This is a genomic window from Rathayibacter sp. VKM Ac-2754 (assembly GCF_009807095.1).
GTDB lineage: Bacteria > Actinomycetota > Actinomycetes > Actinomycetales > Microbacteriaceae > Rathayibacter.
In genome coordinates, this window is the sequence record NZ_WUCC01000005.1 from 259,372 (window position 1) to 281,115 (window position 21,744).

Consider the following 21,744-nt stretch of genomic DNA (forward strand, 5'->3'; position numbering starts at 1 on the left):
ACCGACGGGAGTGCAGGCCGTAGTTTTAATCAGTTGACGCCTGCCCGGGGTCGCGCGCCCGATCCACACGGATCGTGCCGAGTCGGAATCGGGCACCCCCCTCTTCCCGGGAGACCGGAGCCCGCGCCCCGGCGTGCGGCCCCGTTTCACTCGCGGAACACGTACGTGGAGATTGAACTATGAGCAAGCGCACCTTCCAGCCGAACAACCGTCGTCGCGCCAAGAAGCACGGCTTCCGTCTTCGCATGCGCACGCGTGCCGGTCGCGGCATCCTGAGCGCTCGTCGCGCCAAGGGCCGCACCGAGCTCTCCGCGTAGAGCCCGCTATACCGTTCAGCGGTGCTGGCCAGAGCGAATCGCATCGTCCACGGAGGCGAGTACCGGACAGTCGTCCGTCGCGGTGTGCGGTCCACGGGACCGCACACCGTCACGTATGTCCGCAAGACCTCCGGGTCCTCTCCTGCGCGGTTCGGATTCATCGTGGCCAAGACCGTCGGCTCGGCCGTCACCCGCAACACCGTCCGCCGCCGCCTCAAGGCCGTGGCGTTCGAGATGGTGGGAGTCACCGCTCCCGGGACCGAGATCGTGATCCGCGCACTGCCCGGCAGCGCCGACGCACCCTGGGCGGAGCTCCGTCGCGAGGTCGTCGGTGCGGTGTCCCGGACCGCGCGGCCGGCGCGGGATCGATCATGACCGCGGCTGCCGCTCCGGCGCAGACCCTCTCGCGGCCCTCGCGACCGCGTTCCTCGCGACTGCGTTCCTTACGTCTGGCGTGGGGACTCCTGCTGCTGCCCCGGAACATCGGGATCGCACTGCTCCTCGTGTACCGCGCCGTCGTCTCGCCGCTCTACGGCGACGTCTGCCGCTACTACCCCTCGTGCTCCGCGTACGCGCTGCAGGCGATCCAGCTCCACGGGCTCGTCCTCGGCACGGTCCTCGGGGCTCGTCGCCTCCTCCGCTGCCACCCGTGGGCCGCCGGCGGCGTCGACGACGTACCGACCTCGATCCCCCTGCACCGACCGGCCCCCGGCCGAACCCGCTTCGCCGTGACGCGATTCGGATTCGTCGCGGGCCCTCGAAAGGACTGACCCCCTCCCATGGACCTCCTCGGCACGATTCTCTGGCCCCTCAAATGGGTGGTCGAGCTGATCCTCGTCGCCTTCCATCAGCTGCTGACGATCATCGGCATGGAGGCCGCGGCGGGCATCACCTGGGTGCTGTCCATCGTGGGCCTGGTCCTCGTGATCCGCGCTGCGCTCATCCCGATCTTCGTCAAGCAGATCAAGAGCCAGCGGCGGATGATGGAGGTCGCTCCGCAGCTGAAGAAGATCCAGGACAAGTACAAGGGCAAGCGCGACCAGCTCTCGCGCGAGGCGATGTCCCGCGAGACCATGGAGCTCTACAAGAAGACGGGCACCAACCCGCTCGCGTCGTGCCTGCCGCTGCTGATCCAGATGCCGATCTTCTTCAGCCTGTTCTCGGTGCTGAACGACGCCCAGCGCAGTGAGCGCGGCGTCGGACCGCTCGACGCCGTTCTCGCCCGCCAGTTCGGCGAGGCGAACCTGTTCGGCATCGCCCCGCTGCACCAGTCCATCCAGGGCGCCCTCCAGGAGGGCGGCCAGGAGCTCGTCGTCATCATCGCCGTCGTCATGGTGGTGCTGATGACCGCGTCGCAGTTCATCACGCAGCTGCAGATCGTGTCGAAGAACATGTCGCCGGAGGCCAAGGCCTCGCCGACGTTCAAGCAGCAGCGCATCCTGCTCTACATCCTCCCCCTGGTCTTCGCCTTCTCGGGCTTCGCGTTCCCCCTCGGCGTCATGTTCTACTGGCTGACCTCGAACATCTGGACGATGGTGCAGCAGTTCATCGTCATCCGGAACATGCCCACCCCGGGCAGTGAGGCCGCCAAGGCCCGCGAGGAGCGCCTCCGCCGCAAGGGCAAGCTCGTCGAGGAGACGAACGTCGCCGGCGAGACGACGCTCGTCGAGAAGAAGGCCGTGCAGCGCCAGCAGCCCGTCAGCAAGAGCCGCGCCAAGAAGCAAGCCGGAAAGTAGCACCGCCATGACCGATTCGACGCAGACCTTCGACGCGACGCAGGCCGCCGCGGAACCCGCTGAGGCGCCCTCCGAGCAGCCGGAGTCGACCCTGTCGCAGCTCGAGGACGAGGGCGATGTCGCCGCGGACTACATCGAGGAGTTCCTCGACATCTGCGACCTCGACGGCGACATCGACATCGAGGTGCGCAACGGACGCGTGTACCTCTCGGTGACCGCCTCGGGCGACACGAACCTCCGGGTGCTGTCGCGACCCGATGCCGTGCAGGCCCTGCAGGAGCTCACCCGCCTCGCGGTTCAGACCAAGACGGGCGCGTTCTCGCGCCTGATCCTCGACATCGGCGGGTCCCGTGACGCCCGAGAGGCCGAGCTCGCGCAGCTCGTCGACCGGGCCATCGAGCGCATCGAGGAGGGCGCCACGTCGGCCTCCCTGCCCCCGATGTCGTCCTACGAGCGCAAGCTCGTGCACGACATGGTGGGCGAGCGCGGCTTCGTGTCGGAGTCGCGCGGCGAGGCGCGCGAGCGCCACACCGTCATCACCCGCGGCTGACCGCCGTGGAGCCGACTCTCGAGCCGGAGCCCGCGGCAGCCGCCGTCATCGCGGGGGACCGCCTGCCGCTCCTGCGTCGCTACGCTCTGGCGCTGGCGGAGCAGGGCGAGGAGCGCGGCCTGATCGGTCCGCTGGAGCTCCCCCGCCTGTGGACGCGGCACGTGCTCAACAGCGCCCTGGTGGCCCCTCTGCTGCGCCCGGGTCTCGTCGGTGACGTGGGAAGCGGGGCGGGGCTTCCGGGCGTCGTGCTGGGCATCCTGCGCCCCGACGTGCGATTCGTGCTCATCGAGCCCATGGAACGTCGCGTCGTCTGGCTCCAGGAGCAGATCGACTCCCTCGAACTCGAGAATGTCTCGGTTCTGCGTGCTCGCGCCGAAGAGGTCGCTCTCGCCCAGCCGCTCGACCAGGTCACGGCCCGGGCGGTGAGCGCGCTGTCGAAGCTCATCCCGCTGACCGCGCCACTGCTGCGCCGCGGAGGGGAGCTGGTCCTCCTCAAGGGGATCAACGCCGAGAAGGAGATCGGTGCTGCGGAGAAGCAGATCCGACGGTTCCGACTCTCGGCGCCCGAGGTGATCGTTCTGGGTGACGGCGTGCTCTCCGAGGTGACGAGAGTCGTCCGAGCTACAGTGGGTTGATCGCCCCGGCAGCATGCGAGATCACCTGGATCCCTGGCGCCGGTCGTCGCGGTACTCCCTCTGACTGAACTGCCGAGCGAAGGTTTCACGTGAAACATCCCGATCCTGCTGGACTGCCTGGCGGATTCGACTCCTCGACTCCTCTTGCTCGCGAGATCGCCGATATGACGCGCCGGCGTGCGCTGCTCAACGCGCAGCCGCTGCCGAAGCCGGAGTCGACGCGTGTGATCACCATCTCGAATCAGAAGGGCGGGGTCGGCAAGACGACGACCACCGTGAACCTCGCTGCAGGTCTGGCGCGCGGTGCGGCGAAGGTCCTCGTGATCGACCTCGACCCGCAGGGGAACGCCTCCACGGCGCTCGGAATCGAGCATCGAGCCGAGACGACGAGCGTGTACGACGTGATCGTCAACGACACGCCGCTCGCCGAGGTCGTGCAGAAGAGCCCGGAGTTCGACACGCTCTACGGAGTGCCGGCGACGATCCACCTCGCCGGTGCCGAGATCGAGCTGGTCTCGCTCGTGGCCCGGGAGCAGCGCCTCCGCCGAGCCCTCGACCGCATGCTGGATGCGATGGAGGAGCCGTTCGACTACGTCTTCATCGACTGCCCGCCGTCGCTGGGGCTGCTGACGATCAACGCCTTCGTCGCGGCGCGCGAGGTGCTGATCCCGATCCAGTGCGAGTACTACGCGCTGGAGGGCCTCAGCCAGCTGCTGAAGAACATCGACCTCATCGAGCGGCATCTGAACCCGAACCTCGGGGTGTCGACGATCCTGCTGACCATGTTCGACGGACGCACCAACCTGTCGCACCAGGTCGCGGCGGAGGTGCGCGAGCACTTCCCGAAGGAGGTGCTGAAGGCCGTCATCCCGCGCAACGTGCGGATCTCGGAGGCGCCGAGCTACGGGCAGAGCGTCATCAGCTACGACCCGCAGTCGTCGGGCTCGCTCGCCTATCTCGAGGCAGCTGCGGAGATCGCCCGACGCGGTGCACCGTCCACTCACACGACCGCTACCGAAGGGGAGGCCCGCTGATGGCTGCAAAGCGAACCGGACTGGGCCGAGGGATCGGCGCACTCATCCCCACCGGAGACGACACCCGCGCGCGGCCCGTCGATGTGTTCTTCCCGGATCAGAACGCGGGGACGACCGAGTCGGACGCGCTGCTCGAGGTTCCCGGCGCTCGTCTCGCACGGCTGCCGCTCGATGAGATCGTGCCGAACGCCGCGCAGCCGCGCTCCGTCTTCGATCAGGACGATCTCGCGGAACTGATCCACAGCATCAGCGAGTACGGAGTGCTGCAGCCGATCGTGGTGCGTCCGATCCAGGGACGCGATGGTGCGAAGTACGAGCTGGTGATGGGGGAGCGGCGCTTCCGGGCGTCGAAGGCGGCCGGGCTGTCCACGATTCCGGCGGTGGTCAAGGACACAGCCGACGAGAACATGCTGCGGGACGCTCTTCTCGAGAACCTGCACCGTGCCGAGCTCAATCCGCTGGAGGAGGCGTCGGCGTACCAGCAGCTGCTGAGCGACTTTGGCATCACCCAGGAGGCGCTCGCGACGCGTTTGGGACGCTCTCGTCCGCAGATCTCGAACACGTTGCGCCTGCTGCGTCTCCCGGCCGACGTGCAGGCCCGCGTGGCTGCCGGCGTGCTCAGTGCCGGGCACGCGCGGGCGGTGCTGTCCCTCGAGGATGTCGAGGCGATGCGGCGACTCGCAGACAAGATCGTGAACGAGGACCTGTCGGTGCGCGCGGCAGAAGCGGCAGCAGCGCAGATGAAGGCGCCCCGCGCCTCGAAGCGCGAGCCGGCGGAGGAGCAGGGCGGGCACGCAGGCCACCTGAGCTCGGTCGCGGACCACCTCGGTGACCGGCTGAACACGCGGGTGAAGGTCACGCTGGGGGCGCGTAAGGGCCAGATGGTCATCGACTTCGCGAGCATCCAGGACCTGAACCGCATTCTGTCCGAGATCGGCGAGCCGACCGAAGTGTCGCTAGCCCCCTGATGGGATGTTTCACGTGAAACATCGACGGCCCTACGCCTTGTCTGATTCCTTGGGCCCGCATCTGGAGGTGGTCAGGCGCGTCGTCGCGCAGCCTGGCTCCGAGCGGTACTGGTCGTCCTTCAGGGGCATGACCTTTCCGGTGACATCGGCCCTCGAACGGTCGGTTCTGTTCTCGCGGGTCGAGTAGCCCGCGCAGCGCGCGTATCGAGATCCACGTCCATTAGAGGGTGGGGTGGAGGTCTCGCCTGCTGGAGCTGATGGGACTCGATACGCCCCTGCGGGGCTACTCGACCAGTATCGGGGGGGCTAGCGCGGTCTTGCTCGCATTCGACATCCCGCCAGGCGCGGACGATCGGTAGCGGCATCGCCGCTCAACCCGTCCGCGCCGGATACTCGCCCACCGGTGAAGAGCTGTGACTTGTCATGCCGCCGGGGGGAGCAGATCCGGTTGGTCGATGGAGCGGCGATCGAGGAGCTCTGCGCTGAGCGACTTCGTGAAATGTTCGGAGGTCGCCAGGCGTCGTCGTACCGTTGCTGATCGAATAGCCCGCGCAGCGGGCGTATCGAGATCGACCAGCGTCAGAAGCTCAGGGCCGACAACTGATCTGCTGACACCGGTGGGTCTCCTAGGAGAAGTCACCCACGTGTGTGGCCCTGCCTCGCTGATCGAGTAGCTCGCGCAGCGGGCGTATCGAGATCCACGTCCGTCAGAAGCCGAGGTCAGAAGCCTGATCTGCTGAAGCTGGTGGGTCTCGATACGCCCCTGCGGGGCTACTCGACCAGCAGGGGAGGCGACCAGCGCGGACTTTTCCCTCCCCACGGAGACGCGACGCGACTTCGCCGCTCGATACGCCCCTTCGGGGCCACTCGACCAGCATTCGGTGTCTCCCTACCCGCTGGAGTTGGGGGTGGCCGGCACGCCCACCGGACGCCGGACGCCGTCAGGCTGACGACCAGCGGCTCACCGGCTGTCTCAGCCGCGCTGATCTACGAGGCGAGATGTTTCACGTGAAACATCCGGGCGTCAGCGGGGTGAGACAGCCAGCTTGGCGAGGGTCGAGTAGACGTCGCCGAGGTAGCGGCCGGACGCTTCGATCGCCTGGGGGACGAGGGAGGTCTCCGTCATACCCGGCAGGACATTGGCGTCGAAGAACCAAGGGAGCCCCGCGTCGTCGACGATGAAGTCGACGCGGGAGAGGTGGCGCAGGCCGAGGAGCTCGTGGATGGCGACCGCGACGCGGGCGACCTCGGCGAGTACCTCCTCCGACAGTCGGGCCGGTGTGTAGAACCGGGTCTCTCCCGCGTTGTACCGCGCTTCGAAGGTGTACCGGCCCTCCACGGGCTCGATCTCGACGGGTGGGAGCGCGAACGGTCCGTCTCCGAGGTCGAGGACGCCCACGGCCACCTCGGTGCCAGCGACGAGCTGCTCGATCAGAACGACCTCGCCGTAGGTGTAGGCCTCGACCATCGCACGGGGGAGCTGGCCCGACTCCGAGACGATGCTCACTCCTTGTGCCGACCCGCCCTGCGCGGGCTTCACGACGAGCGCGCCGGGCAGGTGCGCCTCGACCTGACCGAGGATCCCCGCCGCCCCCAGCTCGCGGAAGGTCTCGCGGGGGAGGGTGACGCTCCGAGGGGTAGCGAAGCCGGCGCGGCCTACCAGCGTCTTCGCGGTCGGCTTGAACCATGCGAGGCGCGCCGCGTCCGTCCGCGACCCGACGTAATCGAAGCCGGCGGCCTCGAGCAGCCCGAGCAGCGCGCCGTCCTCGCCGCTCGCCCCGTGGACGGCCGGCCAGACGACATCGGGCCGGCGCTCGAGTAGGAATGTCAGCAGACCGGCGTCCGGCTCGCGGAGGGTGACCCTGTGGCCCATGCTCGACAGGCGGTCGGCGACGCGGCGCCCCGATCGCAGCGACACGTCGCGCTCGTGGCTGATCCCTCCGCTGATCACGACGACGTCGAGAGTGCGATCGAGGACAGAGAAATCAGTCATGACCAGGCCTTTTGTGATTCGGAGTCGGCGGCGGCGGACACGTCAGGAGACGTTCGGCGGAAGAGCGCTGTCGCGCTGCTCGATGTCGGCGTTCGCCATGGAGCCCGTGCCGGCGAAGGTCGACAGCAGGTCGAGCTCGCCGTTGATGACGGTGGCGAGACGCCGGATGCCGTCCCCGATGCGCTCCGGAGTCGGATAGCAGAACGACAGGCGGATGTTCTGACGCCCGTCCCCGTTGCCGTAGAAGGCGGTGCCGGGCGTATAGGCGACGAGTTCCTTCACGGCGCGGGGGAGCATCGCCTTCGAGTCGAGGTTCTCGGGGAGGGTCAGCCAGACGTAGAAGCCGCCGTTGGGGTTCGTCCACGACAGTGACGGGAGGTGCGTCTGCAGACCGCGCAGCATGGCCTCCTTGCGCTCGCGGTAGACGCCTCGGAAGGTGTCGATCTGGCCGCGCCAGTCGGCGGTCTCGAGGTACTTCGAGATGACCAGCTGGCTGAACGACGACGGGCTGAGCACCGCGGCCTCGTTGGCGAGGATCAGACGCTCGCGGATGGCGTGAGGAGCGAGTGCCCACCCCACGCGGAATCCGGGGGCGAGGGTCTTGGAGAACGTGCCGAGGTAGATGACGCCGTCCTCCTCGAGGGAGCGCATCGCCTTCGGCGGGACGTCTTCGAAGTAGAGCAGGCCGTACGGGTTGTCCTCGAGGACGAGGATGCCCTCGGACTTGCAGATCTCGAGGATCTCGACGCGGCGCTCCCACGAGAGGGTCACTCCAGCGGGGTTGTGGAAGGTCGGGATCGTGTACAGGAACTTGATCGTCTTGCCGGCGGCGCGGACGCGGGCGATGTGCTCGCGGAGGGCGGCCGGGATGAGGCCGTGCTCGTCCATCGGCACGTGCTCGATCTGTGCCTGGTAGGAGCGGAAGATGACCATCGCCGTGACGTAGCTGGGGCCTTCCGACAGCACGACGTCCCCGGGGTCGAGGAAGAGCTTGGACACGAGCTCGAGGGCGTGCTGCGAACCCGTGGTGACGACGATGTCGTCTGCACTGGCGGAGATGCCCTCGAGGGCCATGACGTCGAGGATCTGCTCGCGGAGGACGGGCACACCCTGTCCGGAGCCGTACTGCAGTGCGACCGGGCCCTGCTCGCGCATGACGGACTCGATCGCGCCGGTGACGAGGTCCTGGGGGAGTGCGGAGACGAACGGCATGCCTCCGGCCAGGGAGACCACCTCGGGGCGTGACGCGACGGCGAAGAGGGCTCGGACCTCGCTGGCGGCCAGGCCGGCCGTGCGCTCCGCGTAGGAGTTGTACCAGGGGTCGAGATTGGTTCCGCGGTTGGTCACGATGGGTTCGCTTCGCTCGGTGGACGGGGTGCCCGGGACGGGTTCCGGGTCTGTCCACTGTACCGGCCGGGTCCGGGAGCGGGCGGGGAGGGCGGGGCCACTCGGGACGTGGTGGATCGGGGGGGTCTGCAGGGAGGTGGGTCTCGATATGCCGCCTGCGGCGGCTACTCGACCAGCAGGGAGAGGGTGACTGGTTCGCTGATCGGGTAGCCCGCGTCAGGACATCGGGGCAGAGGCCGGAGCTGCTGGAGCGGGCCGGTCTCGATATGCCGCTTGCGGCGGCTACTCGATCAGCAGGGAGAGGGTGACTGCTTCGCTGATCGGGTAGCCCGCGTCAGAACGCCGGGGCAGAGGCCGGAGCTGCTGAAGCGGGCGGGTCTCGATACGCCGCGTGCGGCGGCTACTCGATCAGCAGGGAGAGGGTGACTGCTTCGCTGATCGGGTAGCGCGCGTCAGAAAAACGGGGCAGAGGCCGGAGCTGCTGAAGCGGGTGGGTCTCGATACGCCGCCTGTGGCGGCTACTCGACCAGCAGGCAGAGGGTGACTGTTCTGCTGATCGAGTAGGCCACACAGCGGCCGTAGCGAGATCCATCCCCGTCAGAAGGTCGGGGCAGAAGCCGGAGCTGCAGACGCTGGTGGGTCTGGGTGCGTGCGACCACGCACTGTCCGACGTTTCACGTGAAACGGAGTGGGATGCACGAAGCCCCCGCGTCCTGGAGGGCGCGAGGGCTTCGGTGCTGATCAGGAGATCAGAGGAAGGCGGCGAGGTCGGCCTCGAGAGCCGGCTTCGGCTTGGCGCCGATGACGGTCTTGACGACCTCACCCTTCTGGTAGACCTTCATCGCGGGGATCGAGGTGATCTGGTACTTCGCGGCGGTCTGCGGGTTCTCGTCGACGTTCAGCTTGACGATCTCGATCTTCTCGCCGTGCTCGGCCGAGATCTGGTCGAGGATCGGCGAGACCATGCGGCAGGGGCCGCACCACTCGGCCCAGAAGTCGACCAGGACGGTCTTCTCGGAGTCGAGGACGTCGGCCTGGAACGATGCGTCGGTGACGCTCTTCGCGGTGGACATAGCGATTTTCTCCTTCGTGGGCCGGTCGTGCCGGCTCCAGTGGTGGGTGACGGGAAGGTCAGAGAGCGAGTAACTCGGCGTGCGGCGTGCCCTCGGTCGAGGCGGTGCCGTCGGCGAGCGAGGCCAGGTAGTGCTCCGCGTCGAGGGCGGCGACCGTACCGGAGGCGGCGGCGGTCACGGCCTGACGGTAAGTCGGGTCGATCACGTCGCCCGCGGCGAAGACGCCGGGGACGGAGGTCTGGGACGACCGGCCGACGACGGCGATGTTGCCCTCGCTGGTCAGGTCGAGCTTCCCGTGCACCACGTGGGTGCGCGGGTCGTTGCCGATCGCGATGAAGAGGCCGTCGAGGTCGAGGCGCGACTCGGTGCCGTCGACCGTGTTGCGCAGCTTCACTCCGTTGACGTGGCTCTCACCGGTGATGCCGATGACCTCGGAGTTGTAGACGAACTCGATCTTCTCGTTGTCGAAGGCGCGCTTCTGCATGACCTTCGAGGCGCGGAGCGAGTCCTTGCGGTGGATGATGTAGACCTTCGCCGCATGCTTGGTGAGGAAGGTCGCCTCCTCCATCGCCGAGTCGCCTCCGCCGACGACCGCGATCGTCTTGCCCTTGAAGAAGAAGCCGTCGCAGGTGGCGCACCACGAGACGCCGTGTCCCGACAGGCGCTCCTCGTCGTGCAGGCCGAGCTTGCGGTAGGCGGAGCCGGTGGCGACGACGACCGTCTTAGCCTCGATGCTCTCGCCGGAGCCGAGGTGCACGGTCTTGACCTCGCCCTCGAGATCGAGCGAGGTGACGTCGTCGTAGAAGGTCTCGGCGCCGAACTTCTCGGCCTGCGCCTGCATCGCCATCATGAGCTCGGGGCCGAGGATCCCGTTGGGGAAGCCCGGGAAGTTCTCGACGTCGGTGGTGTTCATGAGGTCGCCGCCGATCTCGACGGAGGAGGCCACGACCACCGGGTGCATGTCGGCGCGGGCCGCGTAGATGGCGGCGGTCCAGCCGGCAGGGCCGGATCCGATGATGACGATGTCGCGCACGGCAACTCCTCGAGGTCTGTGCTGAGCGGTGGCGGGTCGTGGGGGCGATCACCTCTCGGTGATCGACGGGGCGCGGACCGGTCGCTCGGTCTGTCCGCGGCTCCGAGGTCTACAACACATCCTAGGTGGGGGCTATTCCGCCCGGGTCGGCGCACTCGGGCGGCGGTCAGGGTCGAGTCGGACCCTCCGTGACGGGATCTGCGATAGTGCCTCTGACCGGGGAATTCTCGGAGGCGGCGACGGAGCGTCCCGGGCGCCCGACTCCGTGCCGAGAGATGTAGACGGTGACGGCGGCCGCAGAGGCGAACACGCCCGTCATCACCACCACGTAGAACACCACCGCGACCAGGCCGCCGGGGATCAGGGGCGGGTCGGCGAGGCGCGGGTCGAGGAAGGGGTACGGGTACCAGATCTGCTCGTGCTTCATCTGGTCGTAGACCAGCGGCGCGCGGACCATCGTGTAGACGAACCAGGCGACCGGGAACACCAGGATCCCGGGGACGACGGCCCAGGAGAGGCGGCGGCGCCCCGGGGCGAACAGCCAGTCGAGGATGAGGGCCAGGGGAGCGACGACGTGCATGACCTCGTTCGTCCACTCCTGGGGCGCTCCGGCACCCGTGACCACGGTGCCGCGCAGGAGCAGGTTGTAGACGACTCCGATGACGACCATGTAGCTGACGGTGCCGGCGCGCAGCCAGGCGAACCAGCGGGGCTCGGGGATCGCACCCCGTGCGAGGACCACTGCGCCCATCAGGAGCACCACCACGGCCAGCAGGCACGTCTCGACGGTGATGTAGCTGAAGAAGTTCACGACCAGCGTGGTGCGGTCGCGGAAGCGCGCCTCGACCCAGAAGGCGTACGAGTCGACGAAGCTCGTGACGGTCGCGGCCAGGACGGCGATCGCGACGATCAGACGGAGCAGGACGAAGGTGGAGCGCATCATGCCTTCCGGGTCGGCGGGGGAGAGGCGGCACTGCCGGAGACGCGCCCACCCTTCCACGTCGGGCGCGACGGCGCACCCTCTCACGGGTGACCACTCAGGGTCGCGGCGGTCAGCGCCCGAGGCGACGGAGGAGGGGCGCGGCCATCGCGCGCAGCTCGGGCACCTTCATGACCCAGAGGACGCCGAAGTAGACGACGGCCATGGCGGTGCCGATGGCCGCCATCGAGACGAGCGGCTCCAGGTACCCCGACACCGCGAACCCGCCCGGGCGGGTTCCACCGAGCAGCACGAGAACCCCGAAGCCGGCTGCGCCGGCGGGGACGGCGGCGAGGAGACAGAGGAGCAGGCGGACGACGATGCGCTTGCCGCCTCGCCCGCCGAGCCTGCGTCGGAGGAGCAGCGCCGCGACGAGCGCCTGGACGGCGATGCCCAGCGACGTCGACGCCGCGATGCCGACGGCGACGCGATCGGCGGGGAGGCGGACGACGACGAGGTATCCGGACACGGCGATGACGACCTGGATCACGGTGAACACGAACGGACGCGCTCCGTCGCTGAGTGCGTAGAACGCGCGCTGCATGATGGCGGTCGAGGAGAACAGGGGAAGGACGACCACGTAGGCGACGGCGATCATCCCGATCGCCTGGGCGTCCGCGAACGTGTCCGTGAAGACGGAGCCGAAGGGGACCGCCACGACGATGATCGCCGCCGCGGCGAAGACCAGCATCATCTGGACGAGCCGGACGGAGGTGGAGACGTCCGACCGGAACTCCTTCATCTCGCCGCGGGCGGTGTGGCCGCTCATCTTCGTGAAGTAGGCCATCGCGATCGAGATGGCGATGACGGAGTGCGGGAGCATGAAGATCAGCCAGGCCTTCTGAAGCGCGGCCGCGGACGGGCCCTCTCCGGAGGCCGTGGACGAGACCTGGCTCTCGACGATCCCGGCGCCGATGGTGAGCAGGACCGTGGCGAACGACCACAGCGACATCCGCCCGGCGGTGCCCAGTCCGACCCCGCGGAAGCGGAAGTCCGGTCGGTAGCTCAGGCCGACCCTCCGCCAGAAGAGGATGAGGAACAGGGACTGCACGACGATGCCCAGCGTCGCGCTGCCGGCCAGCAGGGCGACCATGGCGGGCGTCCACGAGTCGACGGGGCGGTTGCCCTCGGGATCGGCGCCGAAGACGACCATGAAGGCGACCAGCCCGGCGATGGCGACGACGTTGTTGAGGACCGGAGCCCAGGTGAAGGGCCCGAACGATCCGCGCGCGTTGAGCACCTCGCCGAGGATCGTGAAGAGCCCGTAGAAGAACACCTGGGGGAGGCACCAGAAGGCGAAGGAGACGGCGAGCTCGTACTGCTCCGGGCCGTAGCCCGGTGCGTACAGGCGCACCAGCAGGGGTGCGACCAGAGTCGCCGCGATCGTCGTCGCGAGGAGCAGCCCGAGTGCGAGGGTCAGGAGGCGGTTGATGTAGCTCCGGCCACCGTCGGCGTGCAGACCGGCCCGGACGATCTGGGGCACGAGGACCGCGTTGAGCGCCCCGCCCGCGATGATCGAGTAGATCGTATTCGGCAGGAGGTTCGCCGTCGTGAAGGCGTCGGCACCCGGTGCGACAGCGGCGCCGATCGTGTTGGCCATCACGATGGACATGACGAAGCCGAGGACTCGCGAGACCATCGTGCCGGAGGCGAGGACGGCGCTCGCGCGTCCGAGGGAGAAGCTAGCCACGCGGGTCCGTTCGTTCGTCGTCGAGGCCGGGCTGGACGGCGAGCGGTGCGTTCGGGTCCTCCTCCTCCTCGACCGGGTCGCCGCGGCGGCGGCGACGGATGTTGCGGAGGATGCCGGCGCCGAAGACGACGACGAGCACGATGCCGAGCACGAGGGTCCCGACCGTCTCCCAGTCGGCGCGGACGCTCGTGAGCACGCTCGTGGGCGTGCCGATCGCCGTGCCGTCGAGGGAGGTGAGCTGCATCCGGAGGCTGGTCTCGCCGTTGCCGACGCGGGCCTTCACGGGGATCAGCACCCGGCCCTGCGAGCGGGCGTCGATCATGGTGGGCTCGACCGACGCCTCGTCGATGTCGAGCACGGCGTTCGAGGTCGAGGCCTGGATGCGCACGGAGACCGGCCAGGGCAGGTCGTTGCGGACGTAGACCGGGATGCTCGAGTCGCGGGAGACCTGCGTGACGCTGTCGGCGGCCTCGATGGTCACCGAGGCGAGGGTGGAGTCGGCCAGCTCCTCGCTCGCGGTCACCGCCTCGCCCCAGCCGGGCGCGTCGCCGCGCCAGGTGACGGCGAGCAGCGCCAGGAGGTCGTTGCGACGCTTGCCGCTCAGCAGCTCCGGCTCGGTCAGGACCGCGGAGAAGGACTCGACGCGGGCGGCGGCCGTGAGCAGGTCGGAGACGTCCGCGAGGCGCTCCTCCGACTCCGGAGCGTCGACGACGGTGACGCCCTCGGTCGCCGGGGCGGTCAGGGCGACGGCGAGCGAGGTGCCCTCGGCCCAGGGCAGGCCGTCGATCGCGTCGAGGGTCTGCGAGAGACGCGCTCCGTCGATCGCCGCCCCGCGGTCGAGGGCGAGGACCACGTCGGGGGTCTCTCCGTCGCGCTGCACCTGGGCGAGGCCCGCCGTGATGGCGGTCATGCGGGAGCGCCACTCCGAGTCGGTGGGCGCGTCGACCGCCTCGTCGAGGGCGCTCGAGAGCGCGCTGTCGGCGACCACGACGTCGTGACCGTCGATGCCCGCGGTGGTCAGCGTCGACACGGAGGAGGGGATCGCCAGATTGGCGGAGGAGACGACCGTGCGGGTCATTCCGCTCGTGGCATAGACGTCGAGGTCGGCACCGCGGACCGTCAGATCGTCGGGCCAGGCGACCGAGCCGATCGTGGGCGACCAGTCGAAGGCGGTGAGCGACTCCGTCGTGGGGCGGGGCGGCCGGTCCTCCCCTTGCTGCGGAGCGTCGGCCGAAGCGGTGGGGCTCGGGGTTGCGGTGCTCGGCGGATCGGCGAAGAGCGTGCTGTCGATGCCGTAGTCGAAGGAGGTCGGCGTCAGCAGGGTCGACAGGCCCGACTGCGCCTGCGCGGCGACGTCGGCGTCGGCGTAGGGCAGCGCGAAGACCTCGTTCGGGGCCGACTCGAGCCTGTCGAGCCAGGCGCGCGCCGACTCCGGAGCGCTGTCGCCGAGGATCCGGATCGACGCGAGGATGCGCGGGTCGACTCCGATCGTCACGGCGCGGCCGAGCACGGAGTCGAGCTGGCGGGAGAGGGTGCCCGTGCTCTGCGTGTAGTCCTGCAGGGTCTCGGCCGGGATCAGGCCGTCGGAGGTGTCGGGCACGGTGAGCGGGACGAGCACGCTCACTCCGGTCTCGCGCTCGGCGGGGAGCCCTGCGGTCAGCTCGACGGCGCTGCGGGCGGTGGCCAGCGTCCCGCCGGGGCTCGTGACGGTGACGGCGACGGCGTGCGAGCCGAGCGCGGCGGGGTCGGCCGAGAAGGGGATCGCGGCCGCGGGGATCGTCAGGGTGACCTGGGCCGAGCCGGAGGGGAGGAGCCGGATGTCGGCGCCGTCGCCGGCCGGCGATCCCTCGTCGTCGCTCTCGCCGTCGAGCCAGGCGTCGAGCTCGGCGCGCGAGTCGAGGGTGTCGGAGTCGAGAGTGACGTCGACCCGGGCGCCGTCGATCGACTCGGTCGTGCCGTTGCGCACCGAGACGGAGAGCTGGAGATCCTGGCCCGGGAGCCAGACGCCGTCGTTCGCCGCCCCGACGGTCGCGGTGACGGTGGTGCTCGCTGCGGGCGACTGCTCCTGGGAGGGCTGGGGAGTCGGCTCCTGGGTGGTGGCGAGGGCCGGGGAGGCGAGGCCGATCAGAGCGATCGACAGAGCGGCAGCGCCCGCCGAGCGGAGCAGCTGCGCGGCCGCGGGCCGTCGTCGCGGGCGTTCAGAGGTGAGGACGCGCCGATGCATCGAACTCACTCGGCCTCCATGCGGGTGATTCTACGGGCAGGCCCCCGTCGGCCAGGCGGTGCGTTCTCCGGAGGGGCGTCCCGGGCTTGTAACTTGGTTGTGCGGTTACCGGGCCGTTCCGCGGATCCGAGCCGGTCGCGAGACACCCCCGCCGACTAGGATCGTGCGAATGCACAGCGTCCAGACCGCTCTCGAGACCCTCCGCGCTCTCGCCGCGACGCCGACGGTGGCCCGCCTCGCGGAGGCGTTCGCGGCGCAGGGACACGAGCTCGCGCTGGTGGGCGGCCCGGTGCGCGATGCCTTCCTCGGTCACGGGGTGCACGATCTCGACTTCACGACCTCGGCGCGACCCGACGACATCGTGGCCGTCGTCGCTCCGATCGCCGAGGCGCACTGGGACATCGGCCGCGCGTTCGGCACGATCGGCGCCCGCGTCGCCGGCGAGACCGTCGAGATCACGACCTACCGCAGCGACAGCTACGACGGGGTGAGCCGGAAGCCCGAGGTCGAGTTCGGCGACTCGCTCGAGGGCGACCTCGTGCGCCGCGACTTCACCGTCAATGCGATGGCGCTCCGGCTGCCCGAGGTGGTGCTGGTCGACCCCTCCGGCGGGGTCGAGGACCTGCTGGCGGAGCGGTTGCGCACGCCGTCGCCGGCCGAGCAGTCCTTCGGCGACGACCCGCTGCGGATGCTGCGCGGCGCGCGGTTCACCTCGCAGCTCGGCTTCCGCACGACGGACGAGGTCGAGTGGGCGATGGCAGAGCTCGCCGGCCGGATCGAGGACGTGTCGGCGGAGCGCGTGCAGGAGGAGCTGCGCAAGCTGCTGGCGACGCCCGCGCCGCGCGCCGGGCTGGAGCTGCTGGTCGACACCGGTCTGGCTGGTTACTTCCTCCCGGAGCTGCCCGCGCTGCGGCTCGAGCAGGACGAGCACCACCACCACAAGGACGTCTACGTGCACAGCCTCACCGTGCTCGAGCAGGCCATCGAGCTCGAGGAGGAGCGCCACCCCGGCGCCGCACCCGACGTGGTGCTGCGGCTGGCCGCTCTGCTGCACGACATCGGCAAGCCGGCGACCCGGCGCCTCGAGCCCGGAGGCGTGGTCAGCTTCTACCACCACGACGTCGTCGGCTCGAAGCTGGCGACGCGGAGACTGCGCTCGCTCAAGTTCGACAAGCAGACGATCACCGAGGTCTCGCGGCTGATCGAGCTGCACCTCCGGTTCTTCGGCTACACCGAGGGGGCGTGGACCGACTCCGCGGTGCGCCGCTACGTCACCGACGCGGGGCCTCTGCTCGAGCGGCTGCACATCCTCACCCGCGCCGACGTGACCACGCGCAACCGCCGCAAGGCCGAGCGGCTGGCCCACGCCTACGACGACCTGGAGCACCGCATCGCCGAGCTCGCCGAGAAGGAGGAGCTCGCGTCGAAGCGACCCGACCTCGACGGGACGCGGATCATGGAGATCCTGTCGCTCCGGCCGGGGCCCGAGGTGGGGCAGGCGTACCGGTTCCTGCTCGAGCTGCGACTCGAGGAGGGGCCGCTCGGCGAGGAGGAGGCCGCGCGCCGGCTGCGCGAGTGGTGGGCGACGCGGTCCTGATCGCCCGACGCGGATCATCCGATCCGCTGTCGCAGGACCGGGCGCGTCGGAGGGGTCGGATGGTAGGGTCGTCAGGTTGTCCATGACCAGACGCACTCGCGTCCGCGGGAGTGGACAGATGCTACATACCCTCCTGTCACGGAAATACCGTGGCCGTTCAGTCCGAAGGAGGTGGGTTAGTGACGCATCAGTACGAACTCATGGTCATCCTGGATCCCGAGATCGATGAGCGCACCGTCGCTCCGAGTCTCGACAAGTTCCTCAACGTCATCCGCACCGATGGTGGATCCATCGACAAGGTCGACGTCTGGGGCCGCCGTCGTCTGGCGTACGAGATCAACAAGAAGTCCGAGGGCATCTACGCCGTCGTCGACTTCACGTCGACCTCGGCCGCCGCGAACGAGCTCGACCGTCAGCTGAAGCTGTCGGAGGCCGTCATGCGCACCAAGGTGCTGCGTGCAGAAGAGGGCATCGCCCAGGTCGCCGCCGCCAAGAAGCTCGCCGACGAGAAGGCCGCCCGCAAGGCTGCCAAGGCTCCGGCCGCTCCCAAGGCGTAGCGCTCATGGCCGGCGAGACGATCATCACCGTGGTGGGCAACCTCACGGCCGACCCCGAGCTGCGGTACACGCAGGGCGGGCTCGCGGTCGCGAACTTCACCATCGCCTCCACGCCCCGCACCTTCGACCGCCAGGCGAACGACTGGAAGGACGGCGAAGCGCTGTTCCTCCGGGCCTCCGTCTGGCGCGAGTTCGCCGAGAACGTCGCGGGAACGCTGACCAAGGGCAGCCGCGTCGTCGCGACCGGCCGCCTGAAGCAGCGCTCGTACGAGACGAAGGAAGGCGAAAAGCGCACCAGCATCGAGCTCGAGATCGACGAGATCGGCCCCTCGCTGCGCTACGCGACCGCACAGGTCACGCGCGCCAGCGGTGGCGGCGGAGCCGGTGGCGGACGCGGACAGGTCGGCGGCGGTCAGGGCGGTCAGGGCCAGGGCGGATTCGGCGGCGGCAACCAGGGGGGCTCCGGCGGCAACGCGGGAGGCAACCGCGGTGGCCAGGCCGAGGAGCCGTGGGCCCCGAGCGCACCCGCCGGTGGCGACGTCTGGAGCACGCCGGGCAGCTACAACGACGAGACGCCGTTCTGAGCCCCCGGCTCGGACGCGCCCTCACCTGAATCACGCCTCGATCGCCTCGCGCTGTAGCGCCGGGCGACCAGGGGGCGAACCAGAATCTCAAAGGAAACCACTATGGCTGGAAAGAGCAGCGGCGACCGCCGCAAGCCGATCCGCGGCAAGGGCGCGAAGAACGCGGCCCCCGCGAAGTCGGTCCGCGTCGGCGTCATCGACTACAAGGACGTCCCGACCCTTCGCAAGTTCATCTCGGAGCGCGGGAAGATCCGCGCCCGTCGCATCACCGGCGTCTCCGTCCAGGAGCAGCGCCTGATCGCCCGCGCGGTCAAGAACGCCCGTGAGATGGCGCTCCTGCCCTACGCCGGCAGCGGAAGGTAGGCAGCGCTATGTCCAAGGTCATCCTGACCCACGAGGTCGACGGTCTCGGCTCCGCCGGCGACGTCGTCGACGTCAAGAACGGGTACGCCCGCAACTACCTCATCCCGCAGGGCTTCGGCGTCGCGTGGAGCCGTGGCGGCGAGAAGCAGGTCGAGCAGATCAAGACCGCTCGTGCCGCCCGCGAGCACAAGACCATCGAAGAGGCTCAGCACACCAAGCAGGTCCTCGAGGCCAACCGGGTGAAGCTGATCGTCAAGGCCGGCAAGGACGGGCGCCTCTTCGGCTCCGTCAAGACCTCCGACGTCGCGAACGCGGTGGCGGCGGCCGGCTTCGGCGATCTCGACAAGCGCAAGATCGTGATCTCCAACGCGATCAAGACGATCGGCGAGCACGAGGCCGTGGTGCGTCTCCGCGACGACATCCAGGCCACCGTCAAGCTGCAGGTGGTCGCGGCCAAGTAAGGCCGCGAGAACGCCGCGAAGGGCGGTGCGGCAGGGCTTCCGGGTCCTGCTGCACCGCCCTTCGTCGTTCCGTTCTCCACAGCTTCATCCACATACACCCTTTCCGGCGGACAACCTTCAATGTGGTCTGGAGACTCTTTTCCACACACAGCTGTGGAAAGCGGGTAATGCCTGGTCAGCGCCCGGAAAAAACTTCGTCGGCCCCTCGATTCCCACAGGGTTGTCCACATGTTGCCCACAGTGGATGCGGCGTTTCCCGCGATCTGTCCACAGCTCTCTCCACAGGCCGGTTTGACCGTGGCGACGGGCGGTCCGTAGGGTGGCGCAGCGCCCCGCGAGGGGAGCGGGACGAGCGTTCGCGTGCTCTGTCGGAGGTCGCTGGTAGACCTGACCCGACGGCGCGGCCGAGACGCCCACCCGCCCCGCGAGGCACCCGACAGGAGGAGGCGAAGGCATGACGATCGCGCACCTGGCGGTTCCCGGCTCGGACGGACGAGACGGACGAGGCGATGCTCCGCGCTCGAACGAGCGCACGCCTCCGCACGACCTGCTCGCCGAGCAGTCGGCACTCGGAGGCATGCTGCTCTCGAAGGACGCGGTCGCCGACGTCGTCGAGAGCGTCAAGGCGAACGACTTCTACATCCCCAAGCACGAGATCGTCTTCGAGGCGATCCTCGCGCTCTACTCGCACGGCGAGCCGACCGACGTCATCGCCGTCACCGACGAGCTCACCAAGCAGGGCGAGCTGCAGCGCGCGGGCGGTGCCGACTACCTGCACTCGCTCACCGCGATGGTGCCGACGGCGGCCAACGCCGGCTACTACGCGTCGATCGTGGCCGAGCGGGCTCTGCTGCGCCGCCTGGTCGAGGCCGGCACCCGCATCGCGCAGATGGGCTACCAGGGCGAGGGCGAGGTGCTCGACCTGGTCAACACCGCGCAGGCCGAGATCTACAACGTCACCGGCTCCGAGACGGCGGAGGACTACGTCCCGCTGACCGACGCCGTGACCGTCGCCATCGACGAGATCGAGGCCGCCGCGCACAAGGACGGCGCCTTCACCGGCGTGCCCACGGGCTTCGCCGACCTCGACGACCTCACCAACGGCTTCCACCCCGGCCAGATGATCATCGTCGCCGCGCGACCCGCGCTCGGAAAGTCGACCCTCGCGCTCGACTTCGCCCGCGCGGCCGCCATCAAGCACAACATGGCCACGATCTTCTTCTCGCTCGAGATGGGGCGCAGCGAGATCGCGATGCGCCTCCTCTCGGCCGAGGCCTCGGTGCCGCTGCAGCACATGCGCAAGGGCACGGTCGACCAGCGCGACTGGACGACCATCGCCTCGACCCGCGGCCGGATCAACGACGCGCCGCTCTACATCGACGACTCGCCCAACCTGACGCTCGTCGAGATCCGCGCCAAGTGCCGCCGACTCAAGCAGCGCATCGGGCTCAAGATGGTCGTCATCGACTACCTGCAGCTGATGACCTCGGGCAAGAAGGTCGAGAGCCGTCAGCAGGAGGTCTCGGAGTTCTCCCGTGCCCTCAAGCTGCTCGCGAAGGAGCTGCAGGTGCCGGTCATCGCCCTCTCGCAGCTGAACCGAGGCCCCGAGCAGCGCGCCGACAAGCTCCCCGCGATCTCCGACCTCCGCGAGTCGGGCTCGATCGAGCAGGACGCCGACATGGTGATCCTCCTGCACCGCGAGAGCGCCTACGAGAAGGACAACCCGCGCGCGGGCGAGGCCGACCTGATCGTGGCCAAGCACCGCAACGGACCGACGCGCACGGTGACCGTCGGCTTCCACGGCCACTTCTCGCGCTTCGCCGACATCCCGGCGGTCTAGGCCGCGTGGCCGATCCGATCGACGACGTCCCTCTCGACGGGGAGTCCATCCGCCTCGGGCAGTTCCTGAAGTTCGCGGGGATCCTCGACTCGGGCGGCGAGGTGAAGGAGGCCGTCGCGGAGGGTCTCGTGACGGTGAACGGCGAGGTCGACCGGCGTCGCGGACGGCAGTTGGCGGTCGGCGACATCGTCCGGTTCGGCGGGCGCGGGTTCCGCGTCGGCGCCTGACGCTCGTGTTCGACAATGTCAGCCCAACGAACAGTTCCGCGCGACATGTCAAAGTTTTCCGTTTTGACGGACATGTCCTGTAGATGTGCTGTCGTTGCAGGAGCGCGTCGGATCGACCACTCAGGTCAGTCAGCGGGCCAGTTCAGTCGTTTCCGTCGCAGGCCCGACGGCGAGAGGGAGAACACGAAAGGCGGTCTGACCTTCGCAATCCTGTCGATGGCGGCAGCATGCTCGAGGCAGAGATCACCCATCTGCTCGGCGGTGAGATCTCCGCGAGCGAGGGTGATCACTCGGGCGTCGTGCAGGTAGACGGCCCTCGCTTCCAGGGGCCGTGCCGCGATCATGTGGTCCTTCGCGAGGAGGACGAAGCCCGCTCGCGTCCCTTCACCGATCCACTCCTCATCGGGCATCGACTGCGCCCGTTCGTCGCCGAAGTACTCGGCGAGTGTGGTCACGTCCCAGCCTGCCTCGCGGAGTCGGGCGACCAGCTTTCGCTGGCCGAGAGATCGGTCCAGGAGCAGCCGGGGCGCAGGCAC

23 protein-coding genes are annotated in these 21,744 nt (G+C 69.1%); 15 read left to right on the forward strand and 8 right to left on the reverse strand.

The window, feature by feature from the left end:
- Positions 1 to 179 precede the first annotated feature (179 nt).
- The 8 genes from rpmH to GRS92_RS10835 all read left to right on the forward strand — a co-directional run bounded on the left by rpmH (position 180) and on the right by GRS92_RS10835 (position 5,240).
- Positions 180 to 317, forward strand: a complete 138-nt coding sequence (rpmH, locus tag GRS92_RS10800; RefSeq protein ID WP_056010217.1) for a 50S ribosomal protein L34 — start codon at positions 180 to 182, stop codon at positions 315 to 317.
- Between the two features lie 21 nt (positions 318 to 338).
- A complete protein-coding gene (rnpA, locus tag GRS92_RS10805) occupies positions 339 to 692 on the forward strand; it encodes a ribonuclease P protein component (RefSeq protein ID WP_159856105.1) in 354 nt (117 codons plus the stop codon).
- Positions 689 to 1,087: a membrane protein insertion efficiency factor YidD gene (gene yidD / locus GRS92_RS10810; protein ID WP_159856107.1), complete on the forward strand. Its 399-nt coding sequence runs from the start codon at positions 689 to 691 to the stop codon at positions 1,085 to 1,087. Before rnpA ends, yidD begins: the two co-directional genes overlap by 4 nt.
- A gap of 9 nt (positions 1,088 to 1,096) precedes the next feature.
- Positions 1,097 to 2,053, forward strand: coding sequence for a membrane protein insertase YidC (gene yidC, locus GRS92_RS10815; protein WP_159856109.1), 957 nt, complete (start codon positions 1,097 to 1,099; stop codon positions 2,051 to 2,053).
- Positions 2,054 to 2,060: 7 nt separating this feature from the next.
- The gene (locus tag GRS92_RS10820; protein WP_159856111.1) at positions 2,061 to 2,603 is read left to right on the forward strand and encodes a Jag family protein; all 543 of its coding nucleotides are present in this window, start codon (positions 2,061 to 2,063) and stop codon (positions 2,601 to 2,603) included.
- Between the two features lie 5 nt (positions 2,604 to 2,608).
- Positions 2,609 to 3,238 (forward strand): 16S rRNA (guanine(527)-N(7))-methyltransferase RsmG, encoded by a 630-nt coding sequence (gene rsmG / locus GRS92_RS10825; protein WP_159856113.1) that lies wholly within the window; start codon positions 2,609 to 2,611, stop codon positions 3,236 to 3,238.
- 164 nt (positions 3,239 to 3,402) lie between these two features.
- A complete protein-coding gene (locus GRS92_RS10830) occupies positions 3,403 to 4,272 on the forward strand; it encodes a ParA family protein (protein ID WP_159856115.1) in 870 nt (289 codons plus the stop codon).
- A complete protein-coding gene (locus GRS92_RS10835; RefSeq protein WP_159856117.1) occupies positions 4,272 to 5,240 on the forward strand; it encodes a ParB/RepB/Spo0J family partition protein in 969 nt (322 codons plus the stop codon). The genes GRS92_RS10830 and GRS92_RS10835 overlap by 1 nt, the downstream gene beginning before the upstream one ends.
- Before the next feature lie 1,024 nt (positions 5,241 to 6,264).
- On the opposite strand, the gene GRS92_RS10840 is transcribed toward GRS92_RS10835, so the two are convergent.
- The 7 genes from GRS92_RS10840 to GRS92_RS10870 form a co-directional block, all read right to left on the reverse strand.
- On the reverse strand, positions 6,265 to 7,233 hold the full coding sequence (locus GRS92_RS10840) for a D-alanine--D-alanine ligase family protein (protein ID WP_159856119.1): 969 nt from the start codon (positions 7,231 to 7,233) through the stop codon (positions 6,265 to 6,267).
- 42 nt (positions 7,234 to 7,275) lie between these two features.
- A complete protein-coding gene (locus tag GRS92_RS10845; RefSeq protein WP_159856121.1) occupies positions 7,276 to 8,580 on the reverse strand; it encodes an aminotransferase-like domain-containing protein in 1,305 nt (434 codons plus the stop codon).
- Positions 8,581 to 9,329: 749 nt separating this feature from the next.
- On the reverse strand, positions 9,330 to 9,653 hold the full coding sequence (gene trxA, locus GRS92_RS10850; RefSeq protein ID WP_056039828.1) for a thioredoxin: 324 nt from the start codon (positions 9,651 to 9,653) through the stop codon (positions 9,330 to 9,332).
- Positions 9,654 to 9,711: 58 nt separating this feature from the next.
- Positions 9,712 to 10,686 carry a thioredoxin-disulfide reductase gene (gene trxB / locus GRS92_RS10855; RefSeq protein WP_159856123.1) on the reverse strand — a complete coding sequence of 325 codons (975 nt, stop codon included), beginning with the start codon at positions 10,684 to 10,686 and terminating at the stop codon, positions 9,712 to 9,714.
- A 166-nt stretch (positions 10,687 to 10,852) separates the two neighbouring features.
- The gene (locus GRS92_RS10860; RefSeq protein ID WP_159856125.1) at positions 10,853 to 11,629 is read right to left on the reverse strand and encodes a Pr6Pr family membrane protein; all 777 of its coding nucleotides are present in this window, start codon (positions 11,627 to 11,629) and stop codon (positions 10,853 to 10,855) included.
- Positions 11,630 to 11,738: 109 nt separating this feature from the next.
- Entirely contained in the window at positions 11,739 to 13,355 is a 1,617-nt protein-coding gene (murJ, locus tag GRS92_RS10865) for a murein biosynthesis integral membrane protein MurJ (RefSeq protein ID WP_235021938.1), read from the reverse strand.
- Complete coding sequence (locus GRS92_RS10870; protein WP_159856127.1) at positions 13,348 to 15,579, reverse strand: DUF6049 family protein; 2,232 nt, start codon at positions 15,577 to 15,579, stop codon at positions 13,348 to 13,350. The genes murJ and GRS92_RS10870 overlap by 8 nt, the downstream gene beginning before the upstream one ends.
- Positions 15,580 to 15,748: 169 nt before the next feature.
- On the opposite strand from GRS92_RS10870, the gene GRS92_RS10875 reads away from it, so the two are divergent.
- From GRS92_RS10875 to GRS92_RS10905, 7 genes are all read left to right on the forward strand, one after another.
- Entirely contained in the window at positions 15,749 to 17,176 is a 1,428-nt protein-coding gene (locus tag GRS92_RS10875) for a CCA tRNA nucleotidyltransferase (protein WP_159856129.1), read from the forward strand.
- A 179-nt stretch (positions 17,177 to 17,355) separates the two neighbouring features.
- The gene (gene rpsF, locus GRS92_RS10880) at positions 17,356 to 17,733 is read left to right on the forward strand and encodes a 30S ribosomal protein S6 (RefSeq protein ID WP_056039816.1); all 378 of its coding nucleotides are present in this window, start codon (positions 17,356 to 17,358) and stop codon (positions 17,731 to 17,733) included.
- A gap of 5 nt (positions 17,734 to 17,738) precedes the next feature.
- Positions 17,739 to 18,317 (forward strand): single-stranded DNA-binding protein, encoded by a 579-nt coding sequence (locus GRS92_RS10885; protein WP_159856131.1) that lies wholly within the window; start codon positions 17,739 to 17,741, stop codon positions 18,315 to 18,317.
- Positions 18,318 to 18,419: 102 nt separating this feature from the next.
- On the forward strand, positions 18,420 to 18,680 hold the full coding sequence (gene rpsR, locus GRS92_RS10890) for a 30S ribosomal protein S18 (RefSeq protein WP_056039813.1): 261 nt from the start codon (positions 18,420 to 18,422) through the stop codon (positions 18,678 to 18,680).
- Between the two features lie 8 nt (positions 18,681 to 18,688).
- The gene (gene rplI, locus GRS92_RS10895) at positions 18,689 to 19,141 is read left to right on the forward strand and encodes a 50S ribosomal protein L9 (RefSeq protein ID WP_159856133.1); all 453 of its coding nucleotides are present in this window, start codon (positions 18,689 to 18,691) and stop codon (positions 19,139 to 19,141) included.
- 454 nt (positions 19,142 to 19,595) lie between these two features.
- Positions 19,596 to 20,981 carry a replicative DNA helicase gene (gene dnaB, locus GRS92_RS10900; protein WP_159856135.1) on the forward strand — a complete coding sequence of 462 codons (1,386 nt, stop codon included), beginning with the start codon at positions 19,596 to 19,598 and terminating at the stop codon, positions 20,979 to 20,981.
- Positions 20,982 to 20,986: 5 nt separating this feature from the next.
- On the forward strand, positions 20,987 to 21,208 hold the full coding sequence (locus tag GRS92_RS10905; protein ID WP_159856137.1) for an RNA-binding S4 domain-containing protein: 222 nt from the start codon (positions 20,987 to 20,989) through the stop codon (positions 21,206 to 21,208).
- A 125-nt stretch (positions 21,209 to 21,333) separates the two neighbouring features.
- Here GRS92_RS10905 and GRS92_RS10910 read toward each other — a convergent pair whose 3' ends face one another.
- The gene (locus GRS92_RS10910) at positions 21,334 to 21,744 is read right to left on the reverse strand and encodes a DUF5615 family PIN-like protein (RefSeq protein WP_159856139.1); all 411 of its coding nucleotides are present in this window, start codon (positions 21,742 to 21,744) and stop codon (positions 21,334 to 21,336) included.